Annotated in this window: 22 protein-coding genes; 9 read left to right on the top strand and 13 right to left on the bottom strand. The window is 61.5% G+C overall.

The window, feature by feature from the left end; all coding sequences use genetic code 11:
- Nucleotides 1-6 precede the first annotated feature (6 nt).
- The 4 genes from K0P33_RS30285 to K0P33_RS30270 form a co-directional block, all read right to left on the bottom strand.
- Nucleotides 7-1,146, bottom strand: a complete 1,140-nt coding sequence (locus tag K0P33_RS30285) for a homoserine O-acetyltransferase (protein ID WP_094949161.1) — start codon at nt 1,144-1,146, stop codon at nt 7-9.
- A 116-nt stretch (nt 1,147-1,262) separates the two neighbouring features.
- Nucleotides 1,263-1,850, bottom strand: coding sequence for a YggT family protein (locus K0P33_RS30280; RefSeq protein WP_094949160.1), 588 nt, complete (start codon nt 1,848-1,850; stop codon nt 1,263-1,265).
- Nucleotides 1,851-1,874: 24 nt separating this feature from the next.
- Entirely contained in the window at nt 1,875-2,693 is an 819-nt protein-coding gene (proC, locus tag K0P33_RS30275) for a pyrroline-5-carboxylate reductase (protein WP_094949159.1), read from the bottom strand.
- A 33-nt stretch (nt 2,694-2,726) separates the two neighbouring features.
- Nucleotides 2,727-3,413, bottom strand: a complete 687-nt coding sequence (locus K0P33_RS30270; protein WP_094949158.1) for a YggS family pyridoxal phosphate-dependent enzyme — start codon at nt 3,411-3,413, stop codon at nt 2,727-2,729.
- A gap of 57 nt (nt 3,414-3,470) precedes the next feature.
- Here K0P33_RS30270 and K0P33_RS30265 point away from each other — a divergent pair, with 57 nt between their 5' ends.
- Nucleotides 3,471-4,505 (top strand): type IV pilus twitching motility protein PilT, encoded by a 1,035-nt coding sequence (locus tag K0P33_RS30265; protein ID WP_242153250.1) that lies wholly within the window; start codon nt 3,471-3,473, stop codon nt 4,503-4,505.
- Nucleotides 4,506-4,651: 146 nt separating this feature from the next.
- Here the strand turns inward: K0P33_RS30265 and K0P33_RS30260 are convergent, their stop codons facing one another.
- Nucleotides 4,652-5,293 (bottom strand): C40 family peptidase, encoded by a 642-nt coding sequence (locus K0P33_RS30260; RefSeq protein WP_094949156.1) that lies wholly within the window; start codon nt 5,291-5,293, stop codon nt 4,652-4,654.
- A 249-nt stretch (nt 5,294-5,542) separates the two neighbouring features.
- On the opposite strand from K0P33_RS30260, the gene K0P33_RS30255 reads away from it, so the two are divergent.
- Nucleotides 5,543-5,971, top strand: a complete 429-nt coding sequence (locus tag K0P33_RS30255; RefSeq protein ID WP_242153247.1) for an NINE protein — start codon at nt 5,543-5,545, stop codon at nt 5,969-5,971.
- A gap of 151 nt (nt 5,972-6,122) precedes the next feature.
- Here K0P33_RS30255 and K0P33_RS30250 read toward each other — a convergent pair whose 3' ends face one another.
- The 7 genes from K0P33_RS30250 to gshB all read right to left on the bottom strand — a co-directional run bounded on the left by K0P33_RS30250 (nt 6,123) and on the right by gshB (nt 12,009).
- Nucleotides 6,123-7,394, bottom strand: a complete 1,272-nt coding sequence (locus K0P33_RS30250) for a dihydroorotase (RefSeq protein WP_094949155.1) — start codon at nt 7,392-7,394, stop codon at nt 6,123-6,125.
- On the bottom strand, nt 7,391-8,395 hold the full coding sequence (locus tag K0P33_RS30245; protein WP_094949154.1) for an aspartate carbamoyltransferase catalytic subunit: 1,005 nt from the start codon (nt 8,393-8,395) through the stop codon (nt 7,391-7,393). The genes K0P33_RS30250 and K0P33_RS30245 overlap by 4 nt, the downstream gene beginning before the upstream one ends.
- Before the next feature lie 24 nt (nt 8,396-8,419).
- Nucleotides 8,420-8,926 carry a bifunctional pyr operon transcriptional regulator/uracil phosphoribosyltransferase PyrR gene (gene pyrR, locus K0P33_RS30240; protein ID WP_094949153.1) on the bottom strand — a complete coding sequence of 169 codons (507 nt, stop codon included), beginning with the start codon at nt 8,924-8,926 and terminating at the stop codon, nt 8,420-8,422.
- Between the two features lie 72 nt (nt 8,927-8,998).
- A complete protein-coding gene (gene ruvX / locus K0P33_RS30235; protein ID WP_003195067.1) occupies nt 8,999-9,436 on the bottom strand; it encodes a Holliday junction resolvase RuvX in 438 nt (145 codons plus the stop codon).
- Nucleotides 9,436-10,005 (bottom strand): YqgE/AlgH family protein, encoded by a 570-nt coding sequence (locus K0P33_RS30230; RefSeq protein WP_094949152.1) that lies wholly within the window; start codon nt 10,003-10,005, stop codon nt 9,436-9,438. Before K0P33_RS30230 ends, ruvX begins: the two co-directional genes overlap by 1 nt.
- A 67-nt stretch (nt 10,006-10,072) precedes the next feature.
- Complete coding sequence (locus tag K0P33_RS30225) at nt 10,073-10,978, bottom strand: energy transducer TonB (protein ID WP_242153244.1); 906 nt, start codon at nt 10,976-10,978, stop codon at nt 10,073-10,075.
- 77 nt (nt 10,979-11,055) lie between these two features.
- Entirely contained in the window at nt 11,056-12,009 is a 954-nt protein-coding gene (gshB, locus tag K0P33_RS30220) for a glutathione synthase (RefSeq protein WP_094949150.1), read from the bottom strand.
- A 238-nt stretch (nt 12,010-12,247) separates the two neighbouring features.
- Between gshB and pilG the strand changes: the two genes are divergently transcribed.
- From pilG to K0P33_RS30185, 7 genes are all read left to right on the top strand, one after another.
- Nucleotides 12,248-12,655 carry a twitching motility response regulator PilG gene (gene pilG / locus K0P33_RS30215; RefSeq protein WP_003176671.1) on the top strand — a complete coding sequence of 136 codons (408 nt, stop codon included), beginning with the start codon at nt 12,248-12,250 and terminating at the stop codon, nt 12,653-12,655.
- A 46-nt stretch (nt 12,656-12,701) separates the two neighbouring features.
- Nucleotides 12,702-13,067, top strand: coding sequence for a twitching motility response regulator PilH (gene pilH, locus K0P33_RS30210; RefSeq protein WP_014720320.1), 366 nt, complete (start codon nt 12,702-12,704; stop codon nt 13,065-13,067).
- A gap of 12 nt (nt 13,068-13,079) precedes the next feature.
- Nucleotides 13,080-13,604, top strand: a complete 525-nt coding sequence (locus K0P33_RS30205) for a chemotaxis protein CheW (protein WP_094949149.1) — start codon at nt 13,080-13,082, stop codon at nt 13,602-13,604.
- Nucleotides 13,601-15,652 carry a methyl-accepting chemotaxis protein gene (locus tag K0P33_RS30200; protein ID WP_242153241.1) on the top strand — a complete coding sequence of 684 codons (2,052 nt, stop codon included), beginning with the start codon at nt 13,601-13,603 and terminating at the stop codon, nt 15,650-15,652. The genes K0P33_RS30205 and K0P33_RS30200 overlap by 4 nt, the downstream gene beginning before the upstream one ends.
- A 177-nt stretch (nt 15,653-15,829) precedes the next feature.
- Nucleotides 15,830-21,646 carry an Hpt domain-containing protein gene (locus tag K0P33_RS30195; RefSeq protein WP_242153239.1) on the top strand — a complete coding sequence of 1,939 codons (5,817 nt, stop codon included), beginning with the start codon at nt 15,830-15,832 and terminating at the stop codon, nt 21,644-21,646.
- Complete coding sequence (locus K0P33_RS30190) at nt 21,639-22,094, top strand: chemotaxis protein CheW (protein WP_094949146.1); 456 nt, start codon at nt 21,639-21,641, stop codon at nt 22,092-22,094. The genes K0P33_RS30195 and K0P33_RS30190 overlap by 8 nt, the downstream gene beginning before the upstream one ends.
- A gap of 350 nt (nt 22,095-22,444) precedes the next feature.
- Complete coding sequence (locus K0P33_RS30185) at nt 22,445-22,681, top strand: DUF6124 family protein (protein ID WP_094949145.1); 237 nt, start codon at nt 22,445-22,447, stop codon at nt 22,679-22,681.
- Nucleotides 22,682-23,004: 323 nt separating this feature from the next.
- Here K0P33_RS30185 and K0P33_RS30180 read toward each other — a convergent pair whose 3' ends face one another.
- Nucleotides 23,005-24,033 carry an IS110 family transposase gene (locus K0P33_RS30180; RefSeq protein ID WP_242152133.1) on the bottom strand — a complete coding sequence of 343 codons (1,029 nt, stop codon included), beginning with the start codon at nt 24,031-24,033 and terminating at the stop codon, nt 23,005-23,007.
- Nucleotides 24,034-24,067: the final 34 nt, after the last annotated feature.

Genomic DNA, 24,067 nt, shown 5'->3' with positions numbered 1-24,067 from the left:
GCGTTCTCACAAAGAAATGCGGTTCATGTAGTTGCGAAAGGCCTGCAAGTAACGCGGGATCGGGATCAGGAAGGCGTCGTGGCCTTGCGGCGCATCGATCTCCAGGTAGCAGACGTCTTTCTTGGCGGCCATCAAGGCGTCCACCAGTTCACGCGAACGGGCTGGCGAGAAGCGCCAGTCGGTGGTGAACGACATCACGCAGAACTTGGCCGTGGCGCCCTCGAAGGTTTTCGCCAGGTCATCGTTGAAGTTGGCGGCCGGGTCGAAATAGTCCAACGCCTTAGTCATCAGCAAGTAGGTATTGGCGTCGAAACGCCCGGAAAACTCCTCGCCCTGATAACGCAGGTAGCTTTCCACCTGGAACTCGACGCTGTGGAAGTCGTAGTTGAGCTTCTCGCTCTTGAGGCCGCGGCCGAATTTCTCGCCCATGGAGTCATCGGACAGGTAAGTGATGTGCCCGACCATTCGCGCCAGCATCAAGCCACGTTTGGGGATCACGCCCGCTTCCTGGAACGAACCACCGTGGAACTCAGGGTCAGTGAGGATCGCCTGGCGTGCCACTTCGTTGAAGGCGATGTTCTGCGCCGAGAGTTTGGGTGCCGAGGCGATGGCCAGGCAATGGCGTACGCGGTCTGGGTAGGTGATGGTCCATTGCAGCGCCTGCATGCCGCCCAGGCTGCCGCCGATCACCGCGGCCCATTGGCCGATGCCCAGCAGGTCAGCCAGGCGCGCCTGGCTGTGCACCCAGTCTTCCACGGTCAGTACCGGGAAATCCGCGCCGAACGGTTTGCCGGTTTCCGGGTTGAGGCTGCTGGGGCCGGTGGAACCATTGCAGCCGCCGAGGTTGTTCAGGCTGACCACAAAGAATTTATTGGTGTCGATGGGTTTGCCGGGGCCGATGCAGCTGTCCCACCAGCCGGGCTTGCGCTCGTCGGCACTGTGGAAACCCGCGGCGTGATGGTGCCCGGATAAGGCGTGGCAGATCAGCACGGCGTTGCTCGCCGTGGCGTTCAGTTGGCCGTAGGTTTCGTAGATCAGGTCATAGGCCGGCAGCGAACGACCGCAGGCCAGGGCCAGCGGTTCGCTGAAGTGCGCCATTTGGGGCACGACCAGTCCAACAGAATCGGGGGGGAAGGCAGTTGGCATCGACCCTGCTCTCGTTTAAATGAGGCTTAAGTCTAAAGACCACTGCACCCAGCGGCAAGCAAAGGCCGGAGGTTTAGAGAACGTTCCTGCGCGGGTGCGCAGGAACGAATCGCCAATCAGATCAAGCTGTACAGCAGCGGCGGCATGCCGGTGAACTCGGCGAGGTAGGGGATTACCCAGATTTGCAGCAACTGCAGCGCGATAAATGCAAAAATCGGCGAGATGTCGAGGCCACCCAGGTTAGGCACCCATCGACGAAACGGCGCAAGTACCGGTTCGGTGATCTGCTTAACCAGCTCGGCACCCGGGCTGCGGCTGTCCGGAGCGACCCAGGACAAAATCACGCTGATGATCATTGACCAGAACAGGATCTTCAAAAATAGCGACAAGATACCAATCAGCGCCCATGGCACCATCAGCACCGTGTCAGGTCGCGAGCCCTTGAGCACTACGACCACCGCGAAAAGTGCCAGCTGCAACAGGAACGCCAAGACCAGTGATGACATGTCCAGGCCAAACATGCTCGGCACGATGCGGCGCAGTGGCTTGAGCAGCGGTTGCGTAGCTTTCACCACGAATTGGCACAGCGGGTTATAAAAGTTCGCCCGCACCACCTGCAGGATAAAACGCATCAGTACGATCAGCAGATACAGGCTGCCCAGGGTCTTGATGATGAAAATGACAGCGTCATTGAGTCCGAGCATCATTGTTTCCTTCGTAAGGGGCGACTACTTGCCCAGTTGTTCGGCCATTTCTGCCGAGCGATGCGCGGCGGCGCCGAGGGCTTTTTCCACCAGGGCTTCAAAGCCCCCGGCCTGGAACGATTCGATGGCGGCCTGCGTGGTGCCGCCCGGCGAGGTTACGCGGCGGCGCAACTCGGCGGCGTCCACGTCGCTGCCAACGGCCATCTTCGCAGCGCCCAGCGCGGTTTGCTCAGCCAGTTGCTCAGCCACTTCGTGTGGCAGGCCCAGTTTCACGCCAGCGGCAGTCATGGCTTCGATCAGCAGGAAGAAGTAGGCCGGGCCGCTACCGGAGACGGCGGTGACCGCATCCAGTTGCTGTTCCTGTTCCAGCCACACGGCGATGCCCACGGCGGACAGCAGTTCTTGAGCCTGGTCACGTTGTTCGGCGCTCACTTCGGACGTAGCGTACAAACCACTCACGCCCTGGCGCAGCAGCGCCGGGGTGTTGGGCATGCAACGCACGATCGGCTGGGCGCCCAGCCAGGTGTTCATGCTGGCACAGGTGATACCGGCGGCGATGGAGACCACCAACTGATGCGGCTGCAGGCTCGGGCGCAGGCTCTCACACACCGCCTTCATGGCCTGCGGCTTGACCGCCAGTACGATCACGTCAACGCCTTGGATGGCCTCAGCGTTGTCGGCAAAGGTTTCAATACCGTGCTCGGTGCTGACGCGGGCGCGGGTGTCGGCGCCTGGGTCGCTGGCGCGGATCTGTGTGGCTTCGAGGCCTTTGGCCCGTAAGCCACCGATCAGGCTGGCCGCCATGTTACCGGCGCCGATAAAGGCAATACGCGTGTTGCTCATGACAGGTCCTTATTCAGAGGAAAGTCAGCCATTTCACGGCTGGCCGTAGTCGCGGGCACCAAACAGGGCGGTACCGATCCGCACCCAGGTGGCGCCTTGGGCGATGGCTGATTCAAGGTCGTGGCTCATGCCCATAGAAAGTGTGTCCAGGCCCAAGTTCAGGCTCGCTTGCAGGTCGCGTACTGTCGCGAAGGCTGCATCCTGCTCGGCACGGTCGTCAGTCGGTTCGGGGATCGCCATCAAACCACGCAACGTCAGGCGCGGCAGGGCGCTGATTGCGTTAGCCAGTGCCGGCAGGTCGGCGGGCGTACAGCCGGACTTGCTGGCTTCGCCACTGACGTTGACCTGAATGCAGATGTTCAGCGGCGGCAGCTCGGCCGGGCGTTGTTCGGACAAACGTTGAGCGATTTTCAAGCGGTCCACGGAATGCACCCAAGCGAAGTTCTCGGCGATCGCACGAGTCTTGTTCGATTGAATGGGGCCGATGAAGTGCCAACTCAAGGGCAGGTCGGTTAATTCGGCCTGTTTGCCCAAGGCTTCCTGCAGGTAGTTCTCGCCAAAATCACGCATTCCGGCGGCATAGGCTTCGCGCACGGCTTGTGCAGGTTTGGTCTTGCTCACGGCCAGCAGGTGAATACTGCTTTCGTCACGTTGCACGGCGTGGGCCGCGGCGCGGATCCGCTCGCTAACCAGGCCAATGTTGTCTGCTATCGTCGACATTCAAGATGCACCCGTGGATATGGAGTCCGCGGCATTCTACTGGAAATGGAAAGCCCTATGGATATCACTGAACTGCTGACGGCCAGCGTGCGCCGTGGCGCCTCCGACCTGCATTTGTCAGCCGGCCTGGCGCCGATGCTGCGCGTCGATGGCGAAGTCTGGCCACTGGAAGGACCGACGCTTTCGCCTACGCAAGTTGCGGACATACTCAGCCCTTTGCTCAACCAGCACCAACAAAAGGATTTCGAAACATCTCTTGAAACGGATTTTGCCTTCGAACTGCCGGGCGTGGCGCGGTTCCGGGCCAATGTGTTTCAGCAGAACCGCGGCATGGGCGCGGTGTTTCGCACCATCCCCGCCGAGGTGCAGAGCCTGGAAGGCCTCGGGCTGGGCGAGGTGTTCCGGCGTATCGCGCAACTGCCGCGCGGCCTGGTGCTGGTGACCGGGCCGACCGGGTCGGGCAAGTCCACGACATTGGCGGCGATGATCGACTACCTCAACCAGCACCGGCGCCAGCACATCCTCACCCTGGAAGACCCCATCGAATTTATCCACAGCCCGAAAATGGCCCTGATCAACCAGCGGCAGGTACACCGAGATACCCACAGCTTTTCGTCGGCCCTGCGTTCCGCGCTGCGCGAAGACCCAGATGTGATCCTGGTAGGCGAGTTGCGCGACCTGGAAACCATCCGCCTGGCGCTGACGGCCGCTGAGACCGGGCACTTGGTGTTTGGCACCCTGCACACCACTTCGGCGGCAAAGACCGTGGGCCGGCTGGTGGACGTGTTCCCGGCGGGGGAAAAGGCCATGGTGCGCTCGATGCTCTCGGAGTCGCTACAGGCGGTGGTGTCGCAGGTGCTGGTAAAGAAGGTCGGCGGCGGGCGGGTGGCGGCTCACGAGATCATGCTGGGCACGCCAGCCATTCGTAACCTGATCCGCGAGGACAAAGTGGCGCAGATGGTCTCGGCGATTCAGACCGGTGGGGCGTTGGGGATGAAGACGTTGGACATGAGCTTGAAGGCGCTGGTCAGCGAGGGGCTGGTCAGCCGGGAGGAAGCGCGGGGGCAGGCGAGGGTGCCTGGGGATATCTAAAGGACACTGAGATCGCTGTGGGAGATGGCTTGCACGCGATGACGGTGTGTCAGCTTGCAGAGATGTAACCTGTCAGCCCGCTATCGCAGGCAAGCCAGCTCCCACATTTGATTGCATTTCAAATGGGGAGCTCAGTGCCTATTGGCTTAGCGCTGCACAACCCGCAGGTTGCTGTTCTGCTCTTTCGGCAGAACTCGTTTGGCAATCACGTAGTTCTTGTCCCAGAACGGCTTTTTCAGCGTGTCGATGCTCACCGACTTGCCACGACGCGGTGCGTGGATAAAGCGGTCGTTGCCCAGGTAGATGGCAACATGGTTGACCTGGCGGCTCTTCAATTTGAAGAACAACAGGTCGCCCGGTTTCAGGTCTTTGCGATCAACCTTCACGCCGTGGCCGGCGGCCATGGCGTTGGAGGTGCGTGGCAAATCCACCGCTTTGACGTCGTTAAACGCATATTTCACTAAACCACTGCAGTCGAACCCTTTACTTGGGCTGCTGCCGCCCCAACGATAAGGAGTACCGAGCACATTCACGGCGCGGCTCAAAACGTTGCTGCTTTGTTTGGTGTTGACTGCCATCAGGCCAGGAACTGCTTTACCGTTGTGGGCCTTGCTCACGTGAGTCGGGCGGTTGACGGTCAGCTTTACCGATTTGGCAGTGCTTGGCGTGCTGTGAACTTTAGGGGTGAAACCGTTAACGTTAGGAAGACGTTGCTCACGATTGGTGGCGTGGGCGGCCAGTGGCATTAATAGGCAGATGGTCAGCCATGTCTTGAAAAATGGTCGCATTCGGCGTGGCTCTTTTTGGTTTGCGCGCAACTTTATAACAGCTTTTTGTGTCGTTCTAAGGCCGTTTGTCGACTGAACCCTGGGGTCAAATTCAGGAAAAACGCGACGAATTGCCGCTATTGTCCTACAGAGGTCAGGTGGCATAAGGCTTTGCGGGAAGGAAGATACCATTTGCCGTGCGTCGGGCGCCCGTAAAAAAGTCACAAAGAAAATGAAAAAATTTATCTATCGAGGCAAAAGAGGTACTCCATGAACACCTATCGACAGGATGTGATGCAGCAGGACACCCACAGCAAGCTGATCGGTTACCTGCTGTGGATTTTCGGTTTTACTGGGGCGCACCGCTTCTATTACGGCAAGCCTGTGACCGGGACAATCTGGTTTTTTACCTTTGGTCTTTTCGGTATTGGCTGGCTGATCGACTTGTTTCTGATCCCCGCCATGGACCGCGAGGCGGACCTGCGTTTTACCGCCGGGCCTATCGAATACAACGTGGCCTGGATACTGTTGGCGTTCCTGGGTGTGTTCGGCTTGCACCGCATGTACCAGGGCAAATGGATCACCGGCCTGATCTACCTGCTGACCGGTGGGTTGTTCCTGATCGGGGTGCTGTATGACTTCTGGACGTTGAATACGCAGATTTCGATCCGCAATGCCGAGCGCAATAACGGGCGATAAAGATGCATCCATTTAACGTAGTCACGGCCAATGTGGGAGCCGGGCTTGCCCGCGATAGCATCACCTCGGTGTATCTGACGCACCGTGGTGCCTGCATCGCAGGCAAGCCAGCTCCCACATTAACTGTGCCCACTTTAGATTTTGCGATCTATCAGGCCTGGTAGCTGATCCGCCCATCCACCAAGGTGTACCGCACCGTCGCCGGCAGGCTATGGCCGATGAACGGGCAGTTTTCACCCTTGGACAACCAGTGCTCTCCGGCAACCGTAGAGCTGGCCGGGTCAAACAGCACCAGATCCGCCGCCGAACCCACTGCCAACTTACCCGCCGGCAGGCGCAGGGCCTCAGCCGGGCCAGCGCTCAGGCGCGCGAGCAACGTCGGCAGGTCGAGCAAACCGTCTTCCACCAACGTCATCGCCAACGGCAGCAACAACTCAACGCTGCTGATGCCCGGCTCTGTCGCGCCAAACGGCGCCAGCTTGGCGTCACGCTCGTGGGGCTGGTGGTGGCTGGAGATTGCCGACACCACACCCGACTTCACGGCCGCACGCAACCCTTCACGGTCGGCCAGGGTGCGCAGCGGTGGTTGCACGTGGTAGAGGCTGGAGAAGTCGATCAGCGCCTCATCGGTCAAAATCAGCTGGTACAACGCCACGTCCGCCGTCACCCGCATGCCGCGAGCCTGTGCCTGGGCGATTAATGCCACGCCGCGAGCACTGGTCAACTGGCTGAAGTGCGCACGCACGCCGCTTTGTTCCACCAACAGCAGGTCACGGGCCAGGGCCACGGTTTCAGCGGTTTCCGGAATGCCCGGTAGGCCGAGGAAGCTGGCAACGGCGCCTTCATGGGCCAGGCCGCCTTCGGCCAGGTCGCGGTCCTGGGAGTGGAAGATCACGGTCAGGTCGAAAGTGGCCGCGTATTCCAGGGCACGGCACAGCGTGCGCGTGCTGCGAAAGCTTTCCAGGCCATTGCCGAACGCCACGCAGCCGGCGTCGCGCAGGGCGATCAGCTCGGCGAGCTGTTCGCCTTCCAGGCCTTTGCTCAGGGCGCCGATGGGGAACACTTTGCAATTGCCGGCTTCACGGGCGCGGTCGAGGATCAGTTCGGTCACCGCCGAGGTGTCCAGGATTGGCTTGGTGTGCGGCGGGCAGCACAGGCTGGTGACGCCACCGGCAGCGGCGGCGCGGGTTTCACTGGCGATAGTGCCTTTGCGGCTGTAGCCCGGCTCGCGCAGGGCGACGTTCAGGTCCACCAGCCCAGGCGCGGCCACCAGGCCTTTGGCGTCGATCGTCTGGCTGGCGCTGAAGCCCGCAGGCGCGGCGCCGATGGCGATGATCTTGCCGGCTTCCAGATGAAGGTCGGTGACGTGATCCAGGCCACTGGCCGGATCGATGACGCGAGCGCCAAGTATGCTGAGCTTCACTGGGCGTTCTCCTGCTCGAATTGACGTTGCGCGGTTTGCCCGCTCATGGCCATGGACAACACCGCCATGCGCACGGCGATGCCGTAAGTCACCTGATTCAAGATCACCGACTGGTTGCCGTCGGCCACCGCCGACTCAATCTCCACGCCACGGTTGATCGGGCCTGGGTGCATCACGATGGCATCCGGCTTGGCGCCGGCCAAACGCGCGGTGGTCAGGCCAAACAGGCGGTAGAACTCACCTTCGCTCGGCAGCAGGCCACCGGACATGCGCTCGCGTTGCAGGCGCAGCATGATCACCACGTCCACATCCTTAAGGCCTTCGGTCATGTCGGTGTAAACCTTCACGCCGTACTGTTCGATGCCGATGGGCAGCAGGGTTTTCGGTGCGATCACGCGGATGTCCGGGCAGCCCAGGGCTTTGAGGGCCAGCATGTTCGAGCGCGCCACCCGTGAGTGCAGGATGTCGCCGACGATGGCCACCGAGAGGTTTTCAAAGCCTCCCTTGTGCCGACGAATTGTCAGCATGTCGAGCATGCCCTGGGTCGGGTGCGCGTGACGGCCGTCGCCGCCATTGATAATCGCCACGTTCGGGCACACGTGCTCGGCGATGAAATGCGCGGCGCCGGAGTCGCCGTGGCGCACCACGAACATGTCGGCGGCCATGGCTTCCAAGTTGCGCAGGGTGTCGAGCAGGGTTTCGCCCTTGCTCGCCGACGAGGTCGACACGTTCAGTGTGATCACGTCGGCCGACAACCGCTGGGCCGCCAGTTCAAAGGTGGTGCGGGTGCGGGTGGAGTTCTCGAAGAACACATTGCAGATGGTCTTGCCGCGCAAAAGCGGGACCTTCTTCACCGCGCGGCCACCGACTTCGAGGAACGAGTCGGCGGTGTCGAGGATTTCGGTCAGCAGTTCGCGGGGCAAACCGTCGAGGGACAGGAAGTGTTGCAACTGGCCCTGAGCATTGAGCTGCAGCGGGCGCTTGGCATCTAGAGGCGTCATCGCGGGGACTCTGTACAAGGCGGTTTAAAGGGCAAGGTCTTGCAGTTCGAGTTCGAGCGGCGTGGGACCGGACAATTTTACCCGTTGGTGGGCTTCCAAGGACAGGGTGGCGCCGACCACATCCGGGCTGATTGGCAATTCGCCGGCCTCCAGGTCCAGCAGGCACACCAAGGTCACGCTGGCCGGGCGGCCGTAGTCGAACAACTCGTTCATGGCGGCGCGGATGGTGCGGCCGCTCATCAACACGTCGTCGATCAGCACCAGGTGTTGGCCTTCGATCTCGAACGGCAGGGCCGAAGGGCGTACTTGCGGGTGCAGGCCGTTCTGGCTGAAGTCGTCGCGGTAGAAGGACACGTCCAGCGTGCCCAGCGGCGAATCACTGCCCAGTTCGTCCAGCAACGCTTGGGCCACCCACACACCGCCAGTGCGAATGCCGATAAAGCGCGGCTCGCTGATGGCACGGTGTTGCAGGTGCGCCTTGAGGCGAATCGCCATTTGGCTGATCAGTTCGGCGGGATTGGGCAGGCTCATGGTGGCTCCTTCAGGGCCTTGCGCAGGCAAGGTCCGGGCTCAAACGTAAAAAGACGCGGCAAGCCGCGTCAGTCAGGATTCAAATAAAGCGGTGTTTTCATCCAGCCAACCCTGCAACAGCAAGGCGGCGGCGATGGCGTCCACGGGGTTGTCGCGGTAGCTGCCTTTCTGCCCACCTCGGTCGCGACGTTCACCCTTGGCTTCAAAGGTGGTCAGGCGCTCGTCGTGGGTATAGAAGGGCAGGTTGTAGCGGCCATTGAGGCGGCGCGCGAACTTTTCGGCGCGCAGGCACATGTCGCTGGGGGTGCCGTCCATGTTCAAGGGCAGGCCGACCACGACGGCATCGGGCTTCCACTCCTTGATCAGGGCTTCGACCTGATTCCAGTCCGGCACGCCGTTCTGGGCTTTCAAGGTGCACAGCTCGCGGGCCTGGCCGGTAATCACCTGGCCGACCGCTACGCCGATCTGTTTGGTGCCGTAGTCAAAACCGAGGATCAAACGCAAGGCCATCAGGCGTGCCCCGCCTGGGTGGTCAGCAGGCTGAGGTTAACCCGCAGCTTGGCCGCCGCCGCTTCCAGGCGCAGTTCGCTGGCCGTGTTGAACAGAATGTCGGCGTCGAACGGGCAGGTCAGCCAGGCATTGCTGGCCAGTTCCGCCTCAAGCTGCCCGGCTTCCCAACCGGCGTAGCCGAGGGTGATCACGCTTTGTTCAGGCCCCACGCCGTCGGCGATGGCGAACAACACGTCCTGGGAGGTGGACAGCGACACACCTTCGAGGTCCACCGTGGCCTGAAACTTGGGCCCGGTGGGGTGCAGCACAAAACCGCGATCGGTCTGCACCGGCCCGCCGATATAGATCGGTACGTTTTGGCAACGCGCCGGCGGGTCGATCTCAGGGCGCAATTGCTCAAGAATGTCCGCCAGGCTCAGCTCTTGCGGGCGGTTCACCACCAACCCCATGGCACCATTGGCCGTGTGCTCGACGATGTAGGTCAAGGTTTGCGCAAAGTTCGGGTCGGCCATATGGGGCATAGCGATCAGGAATTGGTGCTTGAGGTAGGTCGGGCTGACATTTTTCATGTCCGCTAGTGTGGCGTTGGAGGGGCGAACTGACAAGCTGGGGATGCGCCCCGGAGGGTAATTGTCATCAATTGCTCGACAGCCGATCACCCCGGGCAAACTTCCAGGTGCGGATGATTTCCAGGCGGTCGATGTCGTTCAGGTCGCCGGTAAACGGTGCAAAAGGTGCGGCCAGGCGCACGATGCGCTGGGCGGCCTGGTCCAGCAACGGTTGGCCGGACGACTCCAGCACCTGCACTTCATATAACGAACCGTCACGGTTGATCGACACCAGTAAGCGCAAATTGCCATAGATCTGCTGGCGCCGGGCTTCGTCCGGGTAGTTGAGGTTGCCGATGCGCTCGACCTTCTTGCGCCACTCGTCCTTATACCAGGCGCCTTTGTCGCGCATGGTCGAGGCGGCATTCAAGCGGTAGATACGCGGGCGCTTGGCGTACAGCTGTTGTTCGTTGGCCAGTTCGGCTTCGAGGCTGGAAATCTGGTCGGAGAGCTGCGAACTGTCGAACGTCGGCGCCGGTTTTACTGGCTCGGGTTGCGGCTCGGTCTTGGCTTTCTCGCGCTGGGTCGGGGCTTTTTGCGGTCTCGGCGCGACGGTGGTCACAGCGGCCTTGGGCTCGGCCTGCTTGACCTCTGGCTTAGGCGTCGGCGGCGGGGTGACTTTATTGACCTTATTGTCCTGGAACGGCGCCACTTCGGTGGTCTTGGGCACGGCTTTCTTGTCGAGGGTGCCGCTGCCTTGCTGATTGTCCTGGGCGAGAAAGTCAGCCTTTTCGGGCTTCTTTTCGCTCTTGAACGTGGCGAGGGTGATTTCCAGGGTTTTGGTGATCTGCTTGGGTTCGACGAAGGTGAAGCCCAGGCCGAGCAACAACGCGAGGTGGATCAGGGCTGCCAGGAACAGGGTAAATCCGAGCCGATCAGCCGGGCGCACGCCGCTGTGGGAGAGTTCGGGGGGCAGATCGGGCGGGAGCGTCATGACAAAAAAACCAACATCGCGCGTTTCACAGGTGCCGCATGATAGCGCAATGTTGGTGTGTGTCCGGCTGTTCTATGTCACTTGGCTTGTAGCTTGCGCTCGATGGCCGCCATGAGCATTTCGCCGATGTTCGTGCCAAATGCGTTGTCGATCTCGCGAATACAGGTCGGGCTGGTGACGTTGATTTCGGTGAGGCTCTCACCAATTACGTCAAGTCCTACGAACAGCAGGCCTTTTTCCCGCAGGGTCGGGCCAACCTGAGCGGCGATCCAACGGTCTTTGTCCGACAAAGGCCGTGCCTCACCGCGACCGCCGGCTGCCAGGTTGCCGCGTGTTTCGCCCGCCGCCGGGATACGCGCCAGGCAGTAATCCACCGGCTCGCCGTCGATCATCAGGATGCGCTTGTCGCCGTCCTTGATCGCCGGCAGGTACGCCTGGCCCATGATCTGCTGGGTGCCCAGCGCAGTCAGGGTTTCCAGGATCACCGACAGGTTCGGGTCGCCGGCACGGTGACGGAAGATCGAAGTGCCGCCCATGCCGTCCAGCGGCTTGAGGATCACATCGCCATGTTTGGCGGCGAATTCACGCAGCACATCGGCGCGACGGCTGACCACGGTCGGCGGCGTGCACTGTGGGAAAAGGGTGGCGAACAGCTTTTCATTGCAGTCGCGCAGGCTCTGCGGCTTGTTGACGATCAGCACGCCGGCGCGCTCGGCCTGCTCCAGCAGGTAAGTGGAGTAGACAAACTCCATGTCGAACGGCGGGTCCTTGCGCATCAGGATCACGTCCAGATCGCTCAGCGGGCTGTCGATTTCATCCGCAAGCTCGAACCACTTTTCAGGGTTGGCGAACACCTGCAGCGGGCGCATGCGTGCGCGGGCTTCGCCGTCACCTTGATAAAGGTCGCGCTGCTCCATGTAGAACAGGGTCCAGCCGCGGGCCTGGGCGGCCAGGAGCATGGCCAGCGAGCTGTCCTTTTTATAGGAGATGCTGGCGATAGGGTCCATGACAATGCCGACGCGAACGCTCATGGGGATTTCCTCTAGCAAATTAGGGCGCATAAAAGTGGCGTCAGAGTGGCGCTGCGGCTGTTGTGGGTCAAGGAAAAACCACCTGGCCGGTTGCTCGATAGATTGCGCCCGGAGACTGTGCTAAAAAGACTCCCACGGTGCAGCAGCCCTTGAATTCCAAGGCTTGCAGCGCTCATCCTGTGCAACATCAGGCAGTACACACCGAAAACCGATTCGCTGTGGCGATGGTAGAGCAGATATGGAACAGCATTCCAACGCCTTGAGAGTGATGGTGATCGACGATTCGAAAACGATCCGCCGCACCGCCGAGACCCTGTTGAAGAACGTGGGGTGCGATGTGATCACGGCCATCGACGGTTTCGATGCACTGGCCCGGATTGTTGATCATCACCCGCACATTATCTTTGTCGACATCATGATGCCGCGCCTGGATGGCTATCAAACCTGCGCGCTGGTGAAGAACAACCCGGCGTTCAAGTCGATTCCGGTGATCATGTTGTCCTCCAAGGACGGCCTGTTCGACAAGGCCAAGGGGCGCATCGTTGGTGTCGATCAGTTTTTGACCAAGCCTTTCAGCAAGGAAGAACTGCTGAGTGCGATCAAGGCCTACGTGCCGGGCTTCGCCGCAGTAGAACAAGCACACTGACACCGCCTCACAAGGGCCGGCGTCCACCAATGTAGTGGGGAAAACCATGGCACGTGTTCTGATCGTCGACGATTCGCCGACCGAAATGTACAAACTGACCGGCATGCTGGAAAAGCACGGCCACCAGGTCCTCAAAGCCGAAAACGGCGCGGACGGCGTGGCCCTGGCCCGTCAGGAAAAACCCGACGCCGTGCTGATGGACATCGTGATGCCGGGCCTCAATGGCTTCCAGGCCACCCGCCAGCTGTCCAAGGAGCCGGAAACCAACGGTATCCCGATCATCATCATTACCACCAAGGATCAGGAAACCGACAAAATCTGGGGCGCGCGCCAGGGCGCCAAGGATTACCTGACCAAGCCTGTGGACGAAGAAACCCTGATCGCCACCCTGAACAAGGTGCTGGCCGGCTAACGGCACGCCATCATGACCGAGTCGCAAACCGCCTTCGAGCTGCTGCTGGACATCGACCGCCGCTGCCGCCTGCTGGCCGCCGACCTGCCGTCCCAGGAAACCCGCCTGCAACGTTGGAGCGGGATCGGTTTTCGCCTGGGGCCGTATTGGTATGTGGCGCCGATGGGCGAAGTCGCCGAGGTGTTGCATGAGCCGCGCTGCACCTTGATGCCCGGGGTCAAACCCTGGGTCAAAGGCGTGGCCAACCTGCGCGGGCGCTTGCTGCCGGTGATGGACCTGGGTGGGTTTCTCGAGCTGGGGCAGTCCAAGGCGGGCAAGCAGCGGCGGGTGCTGGTGGTGGAATTCAACGACTTGTTTGTCGGGCTGCTGGTGGACGAGGTGGTGGGCATGCAGCATTTCGCACAAGACGCATTATTAGCGAGCGCCGCGCCCACTGCGCCGTTTATCCAGGGCCAGTTCGACAGCGACCAGCTGTGGCAGGTCTTCAGCCCCTTCGCTTTGGCCCAGGCCCCAGGCTTCATGGATGTTGCCGCATGACCACCGTTACCTCGCCCAAACCGCAAGCCGCCTCGCGCAGCCGTTCGCAGATCATCGTGCTGTTTATTGCACTGATCGTGTTCATCATGCTGCTGTTCGCCAACTTCGCGTACCTCAACACCCAGTCCACCTATGACAAGCAGTACATCGGCCACGCCGGTGAGCTGCGCGTGCTGTCCCAGCGCATCGCCAAGAACGCCACCGAAGCCGCCGCCGGCAAGGCTGCCGCGTTCAAGCTGCTGAGCGATGCGCGCAACGATTTCGCCCAACGCTGGGGCTACCTGAAAAAAGGTGATACCGAGACCGGCCTGCCGGCCGCGCCCAGTGCCGTACGCGCCGAGATGCGCGCGGTGCAGACTGACTGGGAAGCGCTGCTGAAAAACACCGACGCGATTCTCGCCAGCGAGCAGACCGTGCTGTCGTTGCACCAAGTGGCCGCCACCCTCGCCGAAACCGTGCCGCAATTGCAGATGGAGTCGGAGAAGGTCGTCGACATCCTGCTGCAACGCGGCGCCCCGGCCAGCCAGGTGGCGTTGGCCCAGCGCCAGTCGCTGCTGGCTGAACGCATTCTTGGCGCGGTTAACACCGTGCTGGCAGGTGACGAAACCGCCGTACAGGCTGCCGACGCCTTTGGTCGCGATGCCAACCGCTTCGGCGTGGTACTCAACGGCATGCTCAACGGCAACCCAGGCTTGCGTATCACCCAGGTCGAAGACCACGACGCGCGTGCGCGACTGGCGGAAATCGCCGAGCTGTTCGAGTTTGTCTCCGGCTCCGTGGATGAAATTCTCGAAACCTCGCCGCAGCTGTTCCAGGTGCGCGCTTCGGCGAGCAATATCTTCAACCTGTCGCAAACCCTGCTCGATGAAGCCTCGCACCTGGCCACAGGTTTTGAAAACCTCGCCAGCGGGCGCAGCTTCGACACCATCGGCGGCTATGTGCTGGGCCTGTTGGCACTGGCCTCGATCATCCTGATCGGCCTGGTGATGGTGCGCGAAACCAACCGCCAGTTGCGTGAAACCGCCGAGAAAAACGAGCGCAACCAGAACGCGATCATGCGCCTGCTCGATGAAATCGAAGACCTGGCTGATGGAGACCTGACGGTGACGGCCTCGGTGACTGAAGACTTCACCGGCACCATCGCCGACTCCATCAATTACTCCGTGGACCAGCTGCGCGATCTGGTCGCCACCATCAACCTCACCGCCGGCCAAGTGGCCGGCGCGGTGCAGGAAACGCAGGCCACCGCCATGCACCTGGCACAGGCCTCGGAGCATCAGGCCCAGCAAATTGCCGAAGCGTCTACCGCGATCAACCAGATGGCTCAGTCCATCGACCAGGTATCGGCCAACGCCGCCGAGTCCTCGGCGGTGGCGGAGCGTTCGGTGGAAATCGCCAACAAGGGCAACGAGGTGGTGCACAACACCATCCATGGCATGGACAACATTCGCGAACAGATCCAGGACACCGCCAAGCGCATCAAACGTCTTGGCGAGTCTTCGCAGGAGATTGGCGACATTGTTAGCTTGATTGACGACATTGCCGACCAGACCAACATCCTCGCCCTCAACGCCGCAATCCAGGCGAGCATGGCCGGGGACGCCGGGCGCGGGTTTGCGGTGGTGGCCGACGAAGTGCAGCGGCTGGCCGAGCGTTCATCGGCGGCCACGCGGCAGATTGAAACCTTGGTGCGGGCGATCCAGACCGACACCAATGAGGCAGTTATTTCCATGGAGCAGACCACCACTGAAGTGGTGCGCGGTGCGCGGCTGGCGCAGGACGCCGGGGTGGCGCTGGAAGAGATCGAAGGCGTGTCGAAAACCCTGGCGGCGTTGATCCAGAGTATTTCCAATGCGGCGCAGCAACAGACCTCGTCGGCGGGGCAGATTTCGTTGACCATGAACGTGATTCAGCAGATCACCACGCAGACGTCGTCGGGCTCGACTGCCACGGCGGAAAGCATCGGCAACCTGGCGAAAATGGCCAGTCAGTTGCGCAGGTCGGTGTCAGGTTTCACCCTGCCACCGCCAAAACAGGTAGACGATTGAAAGGCTATCTGGAGAACACCACAGTCCAACTGTGGGAGCTGGCTTGCCTGCGATAGCGGACTGTCAGTTGATACATCTGCAACTGACCCACCGCCATCGCAGGCAAGCCAGCTCCCACAGTGGTTCTCCATTGTTCTTGGCAATACCAGCAATTCACGAATTCTAAGCGGAGCAGTTATGGTTGATCGGCACGACTACGTGGCCCTCGAATGGGTCAAGGGCGACATTGCCGAAACCCTGAAACAGGCCCGTTCGGCGCTGGACGCGTTTGTCGAAACCCGCGACAGCGACGCCATCGCTGAGAGCCTGGCCGGCATCCACCAAGTGCATGGCGCGCTGCAAATGATCGAGTTCTACGGCGCGGCGCTGCTCGCCGAAGAGATCGAAGCACTGGCCCTGGCCCTGCAAGCCGAGCGCGTCGGTCAGCGCGATGAAAGCATCCGCTTGCTGCAACAGGCCCTCGGCCAACTGCCGCTGTACCTCGACCGCGTGCACAGCGCCCGCCGCGACCTGCCGCTGGTGGTGTTGCCGCTGCTCAACGACCTGCGCAGTGCGCGCGGTGAAAGCCTGCTGTCGGAGACCAGCCTGTTCAGCCCGCAACTGTTGTCGATTGCGCCGTTGCCCGATGAGGCCTTGGCCCAGCGCACGCTGCCGGACCTTCACGAGCAGCTGCGCCAGTGGCACCAACTGCTGCTGCAAGCGCTGGCCGGTTTGCTGCGCGAAGACCACGGCCCCAGCAACCTGGAAGACATGGCGCGGGTATTCGCGCGTCTCGAAGCGCTGTGCCAGGGCGCGCCGCTGCTGCCGTTGTGGCAAGTCACCTCGGCACTGGTCGAAGGCATGCTCACCGGTGTGATTGCCAACAGCCCGGCGCTGCGCAGCCTGCTCAAGGCCAGCGGCAAACAACTCAAGCGCCTGCTGGCCCAGGGCATTGGCGGCATCAACCAACCGGCGCCGGATGAACTGCTCAAGAGCCTGCTGTTCTACGTCGCCAAGGTCACCCGGCCGACGCCGCGCATGCAAAGCCTCAAGGAACGCTACGGCCTGGATGAGGCCTTGCCCGACAGCGCCGTGGTCGATGCCGAGCGCGCGCGCTTGGCCGGGCCGGGCCGCAATGCCATGGGCTCGGTGCTCGGTGCCTTGTGCGAGGAACTGGTGCGGGTCAAGGAACGCCTCGACCTGTTCGTGCGCAGCGACCGCCAACACACCCACGACCTCGATGCCTTGCTGGCGCCGCTGCGGCAGATCGCCGATACCTTGGCCGTGCTGGGTTTCGGCCAGCCGCGCAAGGTCATCATCGACCAGCTCGCCGTGGTGCTGAGCCTGGTCCAGGGCCAGCGCGAACCCAATGACGCCGTGCTGATGGACGTCGCCGGCGCCTTGCTCTACGTCGAAGCCACGCTGGCGGGGATGGTCGGCACCGTCGAACCGGAAAGCCGTGAAGAAAGCCGCCTGCCCACCACCGACCTGACCCAGATTCACCAGTTGGTGATCCGCGAATCCTGCCAGTGCTTGCGCCAGGCCAAAGAGCTGGTGATCGACTGCATCGAGGCCGATTGGGACCGCCAGCGCCTGGAGTCGCTGCCGGAACTGCTGAGCCAAGTGCGCGGCGCGTTAGCGATGATCCCGCTGCCACGCGCGGCGAGCCTGATGCGCGGCTGCACCGATTACGTCGATGAACAGTTGATGGCCAGCGATACCGCACCGCCCGAGGCGCAGCTGGCGCACTTTGCCGACGTGATCAGCAGCCTGGAGTACTACCTGGAACGCATGCTCCAGGACCCCGACGCCGCTGGCGAACGGGTGCTGGAATTGGCCACCCAAGGCCTGGCGGCACTCGGCTATTTGCCCGCCGCAAAACCTTGGCGCCAAGCGCTGGTGGCGCCGGATGGCGCGCTGTCCAGCGAGATCACGCCGAGCCAATCACAGTTCGATGCCTTGGCCAGCCCCACTTCGCGCCTGAACCCACCGGCCCTGCAGCGTCCGGGCAGCCTGCTGCCGCCGCCCGCTGGCGAAGAGCCCATCGACGATGAACTGCGCGACGTCTTCCTTGAAGAAACCGACGAAGTCCTCGAAGTACTGCATCGCTATTTGCCCAACAGCGCCGACAAAACCGCTCAAGGCGAAATGCGCCGTGCCTTCCACACCTTGAAAGGCAGTGGCCGTATGGTCCGCGCCCTAGTGCTGGCGGAGTTGGCCTGGGCGGTGGAAAACCTGCTTAACCGCGTGCTCGAACGCAGCGTGACCCTCGGCCCTGACGTGCAACAGGTGCTGGATGAGGCCGTGGTCCTGCTGCCGGAACTGATCGCCGACTTCGCGGCCGACGACCAGCGCCAGCGCAATGAAGTCGACGCCCTGGCCGCCCGTGCACACGCTTTGGCCAGCGGCACCGAGCCGGCCGCAGAGCCCCACGACCCGATGTTGCTGGAGATCTTCCGCAACGAAGCCCAGAGCCACCTGGAAAGCCTCAACCACTTCCTGCAACAGGCCGCCGAACACGTGCCGCTGCAAGTCAGCGATGAACTGCAGCGCGCCCTGCACACCCTCAAGGGCAGCGCCTACATGGCCGGCGTGTTGCCAATTGCTGAACTGGCGCGGCCGCTGGATCACCTGACCCGCGAATACAAAGCCCACCGACTGCCGCTGGACCTGGATGAAGTGGAGCTGCTGCTGGAAGCCGAGGGCCTATTCCAGCGTGGCTTGCGCCAACTCGACAGTGACCCACTGGTGCCGATCAAGGGCGCGCCAGACCTGATCCGCCGCACCCAAAGCCTGCTCGATCAACAGCTGCAAGCCTTGCTCGACGCGCCCAACACCGGGCTTCGCATCAAGCGCGACCCGCAGCTGATTGCCAACTTCCTGGCCCAAGGCATGGACATCCTGCTGGACGCCGAAAGCCTGCTGCGCCGCTGGCAGCAACACCCCGGCGAGCGACAGGAACTGACTGCGCTGCTGGACGAATTGACCACCTTGGGCGAGGGCGCGCACATCGCCGACCTGCACGCCATCGACGCGCTGTGCGAAGCCTTGCTGGATCTGTATGGCGCCGTGGAGGAGAGCAGCCTGGCGGTCAGCGAACGGTTTTTCCATGAGGCCGAACAGGCCCATGAAGCGCTGATCAACATGCTCGACCAACTCGCAGCCGGCCAGGAAATCAACCCGGCCCCGGCGCGGGTGCAAGCCCTGCGCGAACTGCTCGATGAAGCCCTCGACCCGTCCGCCACCGGCCTGATCAAAAGCGACGGCAGCCGCGCCCTGAGTATCTGCGAACTGGGCGCCGCCACGGCCCAGTTGGACCAGGACACGGTGATGGACGACGAGATCGTCGAGATCTTCCTGGAAGAGGCGGTGGACATCCTCGACAGCGCCGGGCAGTCGCTCAAACGTTGGTTGTTGGAGCCGGATAGCACCGCACCGTTGTCGTCGTTACATCGGGATTTGCACACCCTCAAGGGCGGCGCGCGCATGGCCGAAATCGGCCCGATTGGCGACCTGGCCCATGAGTTGGAATGCCTTTACGAAGGGTTGGTGGACCGTCGCTACAGCTACTCGACCGAACTGTCCCAAGTGCTGATGGCCAGCCATGAACGGCTGGCCTTGCAGTTGGATGAACTGCAAGACCATCAGCCCCTTAGCGACTCCGGCGACTTGATCGCCCAACTGCGCGAGTTACGCCAGAGCAGCACGCCCGCTACGCCTACCGCTGCACCGGAAGCGGCGACGGCTGATCCTGAATTGCTGGATATCTTCCTCGAAGAAGCCGCCGATATTCTCGACAGCTCAAGCAGCGCTTTGCTGCGCTGGCAGGCCGAGCCGAGCAACCGCCAGGAAGTGGAAACCCTGCTGCGCGACCTGCACACCCTCAAGGGCGGCGCGCGCATGGTCGAGATCGGGCCGATTGGCGATCTGGCCCATGAGTTGGAGTTTCTCTACGAAGGGCTGTCTGCTGGCTTGCTCGCGCCGTCGCCGGAGCTGTTTGCGTTGCTGCAAGGTTGCCATGACCGCCTGGCGCAGATGATCGACGCCGTGGCGGGCGGGGCGCCAGTAGGGTCGGTGGACAAACTCATCGAGCGCATCAAAAGCCTGGTGCACCCCAGCGATGAATCGCTAGCGCCGGTAGCCTTGCCGGCCGGCAAGGCCGAGGCGGCGGTTGATCCCGCCGCCGACATGGTGAAAATCTCCGCCGATTTGCTCGATGACTTGGTCAACCTGGCCGGTGAAACCTCGATCTTCCGTGGCCGTATCGAGCAACAGGTCAACGACGCTCGCGTTGCTCTTAACGAGGTCGAAACCACCATCGAGCGCATGCGCGACCAGCTGCGCCGCCTCGACACCGAAACCCAGGGCCGTATCCTCAGCCGTCAGCAGGCCGAGGCCGAGCGCCTGGGTTACGAAGAGTTCGACCCGCTGGAAATGGACCGCCATTCGCAGTTGCAGCAGTTGTCGCGTGCGCTGTCCGAATCGGCCTCCGACCTGTTGGACCTCAAGGAAACCCTCGACCGCCGTAACCAGGATGCGCACACCCTGTTGCAGCAACAGGCGCGTATCAACACCGAGTTGCAGGAAGGCCTGATGCGCACGCGCATGGTGCCGTTTGAACGCATGCTGCCGCGCCTCAAACGCATCGTGCGCCAGGTGGCGGAGGAGTTGGGCAAGGACGTTGAGTTTGTGGTCGGCAACGCCGAAGGCGAGATGGACCGCAACGTGCTGGAACGCATGGTGGCGCCGCTGGAACATATGCTGCGCAACGCCGTCGACCATGGCCTGGAGTCCCGCGAGGCACGCGTGCTGGCCGGTAAGCCAGAGAAGGGCCGTATCAGCCTGGACCTGACCCACGAAGGCGGCGACATCGTCTTCGACATGCGCGACGACGGTGCCGGTGTGCCGCTGGACGCGGTGCGGCGCAAGGCGATCAAGCGCGGCTTGCTCACGCCTGATCAAGACATCAGCGACCGCGACGTGTTGCAGTTCATCCTGCAGCCGGGCTTCTCCACGGCGGAAAAAATCACCCAGATTTCCGGGCGCGGCGTGGGCATGGACGTAGTGCACGAAGAAGTGCGCCAGCTTGGCGGCTCGATGTTCATCGACTCGACGCCGGGCTCGGGCGTGCACTTTCGCATTCGCCTGCCGTTTACCGTGTCGGTCAACCGCGCGCTGATGGTGCAGTGCGCGGACGACCAATACGCGATCCCGCTCAACACCATCGAAGGCTTGGTGCGTGTACTGCCCCACGAGCTGGCCGGGCACTATCAGCAAGATCCGCCGCGCTACGAGTACGCCGGCCAGCGCTATGAGTTGTTTTACCTGGGCGACTTGCTGCACACCGTCGCCCGGCCGAAACTGCTGGGCCAGTTCCAACCGGTGCCGGTGTTGCTGGTGCAATGCAACGAGCGGCGCGTGGCGGTGCATGTGGATGACATGGCCGGTACGCGCGAGATCGTGGTCAAGGGCTTGGGGCCGCAGTTTGCCGGCGTGCAAGGGTTGTCCGGGGCGACCATTCTGGGCGATGGCCGCGTGGTGCTGATTATCGACTTGCTGGCGCACATCCGCGCACGGCAACCGGCGTTGCCGGCCCAGTCGGTCGACGCGCCGCTGATCCTCAACGACCCGCTGAAAAAGCGCCCGCTGCTGGTGCTGGTGGTGGACGACTCGGTCACCGTGCGCAAAGTCACCAGCCGCCTGCTGGAGCGTAACGGCATGAACGTGCTCACCGCCAAAGACGGCATCGACGCCATCGCACTGCTCGAAGAACACACCCCGGACCTGATGCTGCTCGACATCGAAATGCCGCGCATGGACGGCTTCGAAGTGGCTATCCAGGTGCGCAACGACCCCCGGCTGATGCGCTTGCCGATCATCATGATCACCTCGCGCACTGGCCAGAAACACCGCGACCGCGCCATGGCCATCGGCGTCAACGACTACCTCGGCAAGCCGTACCAAGAGTCGGTGCTGCTGGAAAGCATCGCCTACTGGAGCAAGTCCCATGCTTGACCACCGCACCAGCCAACTCACCGGCCTGCTACTGCCCCTGGCCGACCGCCACCTGGTGCTGCCCAACGTCGCCATCGCCGAACTGATCGACTTCCAACGCGGCGAGCCGGCCAGCGATGCACCGCCGTGGTATTTGCGGCAAGTGACATGGCGCGATCGGCAATTACCGCTGATCAGCTTTGAAGCGGCGTGCGGTGAGGCCAGCGTGACCGGCGAGCGCTCGCGGATTGTGGTGTTGAACGCGCTGGGCGGGCGGCCGACGTTGAAGTTTATTGCGATGGTGATTCAGGGAATTCCGCGTTCGTACAAGTTGGATAGCCAACTGAGTTACGTCGACGTGCCGCTGTGCCCGCTGGAGTTGGCGGCGGTGCAAGTGGGGGAACATGTGGCGAAGGTGCCTGACCTTATGGGGCTTGAAGCCTTGTTGGTGGAGTCCGGTCTGGCCTGACTGCGATGATCGTTCCTACGCTCCGCGTGGGAATGGATCCCGTGACGCTCCGCGTCACCTTTGTGCTGAACTTGAGCGTTGCACTGTCTGGCGGGACGCGGAGCGTCCCAGGCGGCATTCCCACGCAGAGCGTGGGAACGATCGAATCAAGCTAGGTGGTTTCCTTCGGATTTTTCCCGCAAGATTTCGGGCTGTGCATGAACTTGTTGCGGGTAGTCATGGCGGCTAGTCTTCGTCCCGTCATCGAAAAAACGGTGACACGGACGTGCAAGTCCGAGAAATCTGTTTAGGCGTTCAAGACGCCTAGATTCAAAGGCGTTCCTCAATGATTCGTTTAGGAACCGCACATCATGTCGAATTCGTCCTCGTCCAATATTTTCACCGTTAACCCCGATCAAAACACCGAAGCTCTACTGGTCAACGCCAGCGAAACCTTATCGTCGCTAAACGCCATGACCTGCAATCTTGCCTTCAACCTGGGCACCTCCCAGCGCGCAATCATGCTCGGCATTCAGCAAATGGCCGAGTTGGGTCAGTTGCTGGTCGATAGAGCGCTGGAACAAGTCAGCCCTGCACCGGAAGGTTAAATCGGTCCCTGTTTGGGACCGCTATCGAACACCCACCACCGAACAAATGTGGGAGCTGGCAAGCCAGCTCCCACATCTATGGTTACCCCCTTTTCTGCAATACTGTCTTTGATGGCGTGTATGGCTTGCTTTCATCTATTCGGCGTCTGAGTGGGGTATTGGCCCCGCGCCTCGATGAGAATTGATGCCCAACGACCCTAATTATTTGGACGGCCTTTCAGCCGTGTGGGAGCTCAGGGTTGTCGTCAGGCCGGTTGGCCGTTCACGTCATCTGTTATCCAGCATCGCAAAACCAGGTGGGTGGTGCTTGGGTGACAGCAGGGTCAAGCGTTCATCGCGCTTGGCCCTGCATCAAATTCAGTGTGGTTTGCCGCGATCGACCAAGCGATTCTTGCCAGCTTGTTGGCTAGCGCGCAGACCACTAAATTGGAGTGCCGATGGCCTGCCAGCAGCTTGCGAACCCAATCGGCCAAACTCCCTTTTTGCTTATCCAAGTGCATCAAGTAGATACGGGCACATTGAACAAACAAGCGTCGCTGGTTTCGATCTCCGCGCTTGCTGATGCCCAAAAGTACGGTTTTACCGCCAGTAGAATGCTGCTTTGGCACAAGTCCTATCGAGGCTGAATAGCCTCGACCACATTTGAACTGCTTGCCATCGCCCAACTCCGCAGCCAAGACGCTGGAGGTGATCGGGCCAACGCAGGGAATTGTCATCAAACGAGAAGCCAGATCATCTTCAGCGACTTGGCTCTCAACTTCTTTGTCGAGAACCTTAACCTGACGATCCAGGTAGACGTAGTGGTCATACAGCCCTTGCAGCAGCTTTTTGATCAGCCCATGAAATGAGGCTGTTTCGAGTAACGCGGGCACCTCTTTGACTGATTTAAAGCCCGGTGCCAAGCTGACACCCACCTCCAAAAGCCCTGCATGAATTCGATTAACGGCGGCTGTGCGTTCCTTGATAAGCGAGTCGCGGACCGAGTTGAGCATGGCCAACGCTTGCTGAGCTTGGGTTTTTACTGGTACGAAACGCATCGTTGGGCGACTAGCTGCCTCACAAATCGCTTCGGCATCAGCGAAGTCGTTTTTATTGCTTTTTACGTAAGGGCGCACGAGATGAGGAGCAATAAGTTTGGGGGTGTGTCCCAGCATGGCGACTTGTTGCGCCATGAAGTGGGCGCCGCCGCAGGCTTCCATCACAACAGTACAAGGCTCGATGGAAGCTAAATGCTGGAGCAATCCTGCTCGATTAAACTTTTTGCGCAGCAGTACATGGCCACGCTCATCTTGTTCGTGAGCGTGATAGCTGTGCTTACCAAGGTCAACGGCGGTGATGTCTACTTTGCTCATGGCTGCGGTCTCCGATAGATCCCCCTGTGAAAGC

It is taken from the genome of Pseudomonas sp. ArH3a (assembly GCF_022648765.1).
In the GTDB taxonomy this organism is placed as follows: domain Bacteria; phylum Pseudomonadota; class Gammaproteobacteria; order Pseudomonadales; family Pseudomonadaceae; genus Aquipseudomonas.
Note: the sequence above shows the minus strand (reverse complement) of the source record. Positions and strands in the feature narration are given on the sequence as shown.

Coding starts and splice junctions, on each gene's coding strand:
- K0P33_RS30195 (WP_242153239.1), top strand. CDS start 15,830: ATGGTTGATCGGCACGACTACGTGGCCCTCGAATGGGTCAAGGGCGAC.
- K0P33_RS30280 (WP_094949160.1), bottom strand. CDS start 1,850: ATGCTCGGACTCAATGACGCTGTCATTTTCATCATCAAGACCCTGGGC.
- K0P33_RS30225 (WP_242153244.1), bottom strand. CDS start 10,978: ATGACGCTCCCGCCCGATCTGCCCCCCGAACTCTCCCACAGCGGCGTG.
- gshB (WP_094949150.1), bottom strand. CDS start 12,009: ATGAGCGTTCGCGTCGGCATTGTCATGGACCCTATCGCCAGCATCTCC.
- K0P33_RS30180 (WP_242152133.1), bottom strand. CDS start 24,033: ATGAGCAAAGTAGACATCACCGCCGTTGACCTTGGTAAGCACAGCTAT.
- K0P33_RS30205 (WP_094949149.1), top strand. CDS start 13,080: ATGACCGAGTCGCAAACCGCCTTCGAGCTGCTGCTGGACATCGACCGC.
- K0P33_RS30200 (WP_242153241.1), top strand. CDS start 13,601: ATGACCACCGTTACCTCGCCCAAACCGCAAGCCGCCTCGCGCAGCCGT.
- proC (WP_094949159.1), bottom strand. CDS start 2,693: ATGAGCAACACGCGTATTGCCTTTATCGGCGCCGGTAACATGGCGGCC.
- K0P33_RS30285 (WP_094949161.1), bottom strand. CDS start 1,146: ATGCCAACTGCCTTCCCCCCCGATTCTGTTGGACTGGTCGTGCCCCAA.
- ruvX (WP_003195067.1), bottom strand. CDS start 9,436: ATGGCCTTGCGTTTGATCCTCGGTTTTGACTACGGCACCAAACAGATC.
- K0P33_RS30260 (WP_094949156.1), bottom strand. CDS start 5,293: ATGCGACCATTTTTCAAGACATGGCTGACCATCTGCCTATTAATGCCA.
- K0P33_RS30255 (WP_242153247.1), top strand. CDS start 5,543: ATGAACACCTATCGACAGGATGTGATGCAGCAGGACACCCACAGCAAG.
- K0P33_RS30245 (WP_094949154.1), bottom strand. CDS start 8,395: ATGACGCCTCTAGATGCCAAGCGCCCGCTGCAGCTCAATGCTCAGGGC.
- K0P33_RS30270 (WP_094949158.1), bottom strand. CDS start 3,413: ATGTCGACGATAGCAGACAACATTGGCCTGGTTAGCGAGCGGATCCGC.
- K0P33_RS30230 (WP_094949152.1), bottom strand. CDS start 10,005: ATGAAAAATGTCAGCCCGACCTACCTCAAGCACCAATTCCTGATCGCT.
- K0P33_RS30190 (WP_094949146.1), top strand. CDS start 21,639: ATGCTTGACCACCGCACCAGCCAACTCACCGGCCTGCTACTGCCCCTG.
- K0P33_RS30265 (WP_242153250.1), top strand. CDS start 3,471: ATGGATATCACTGAACTGCTGACGGCCAGCGTGCGCCGTGGCGCCTCC.
- K0P33_RS30185 (WP_094949145.1), top strand. CDS start 22,445: ATGTCGAATTCGTCCTCGTCCAATATTTTCACCGTTAACCCCGATCAA.
- pilG (WP_003176671.1), top strand. CDS start 12,248: ATGGAACAGCATTCCAACGCCTTGAGAGTGATGGTGATCGACGATTCG.
- pyrR (WP_094949153.1), bottom strand. CDS start 8,926: ATGAGCCTGCCCAATCCCGCCGAACTGATCAGCCAAATGGCGATTCGC.
- pilH (WP_014720320.1), top strand. CDS start 12,702: ATGGCACGTGTTCTGATCGTCGACGATTCGCCGACCGAAATGTACAAA.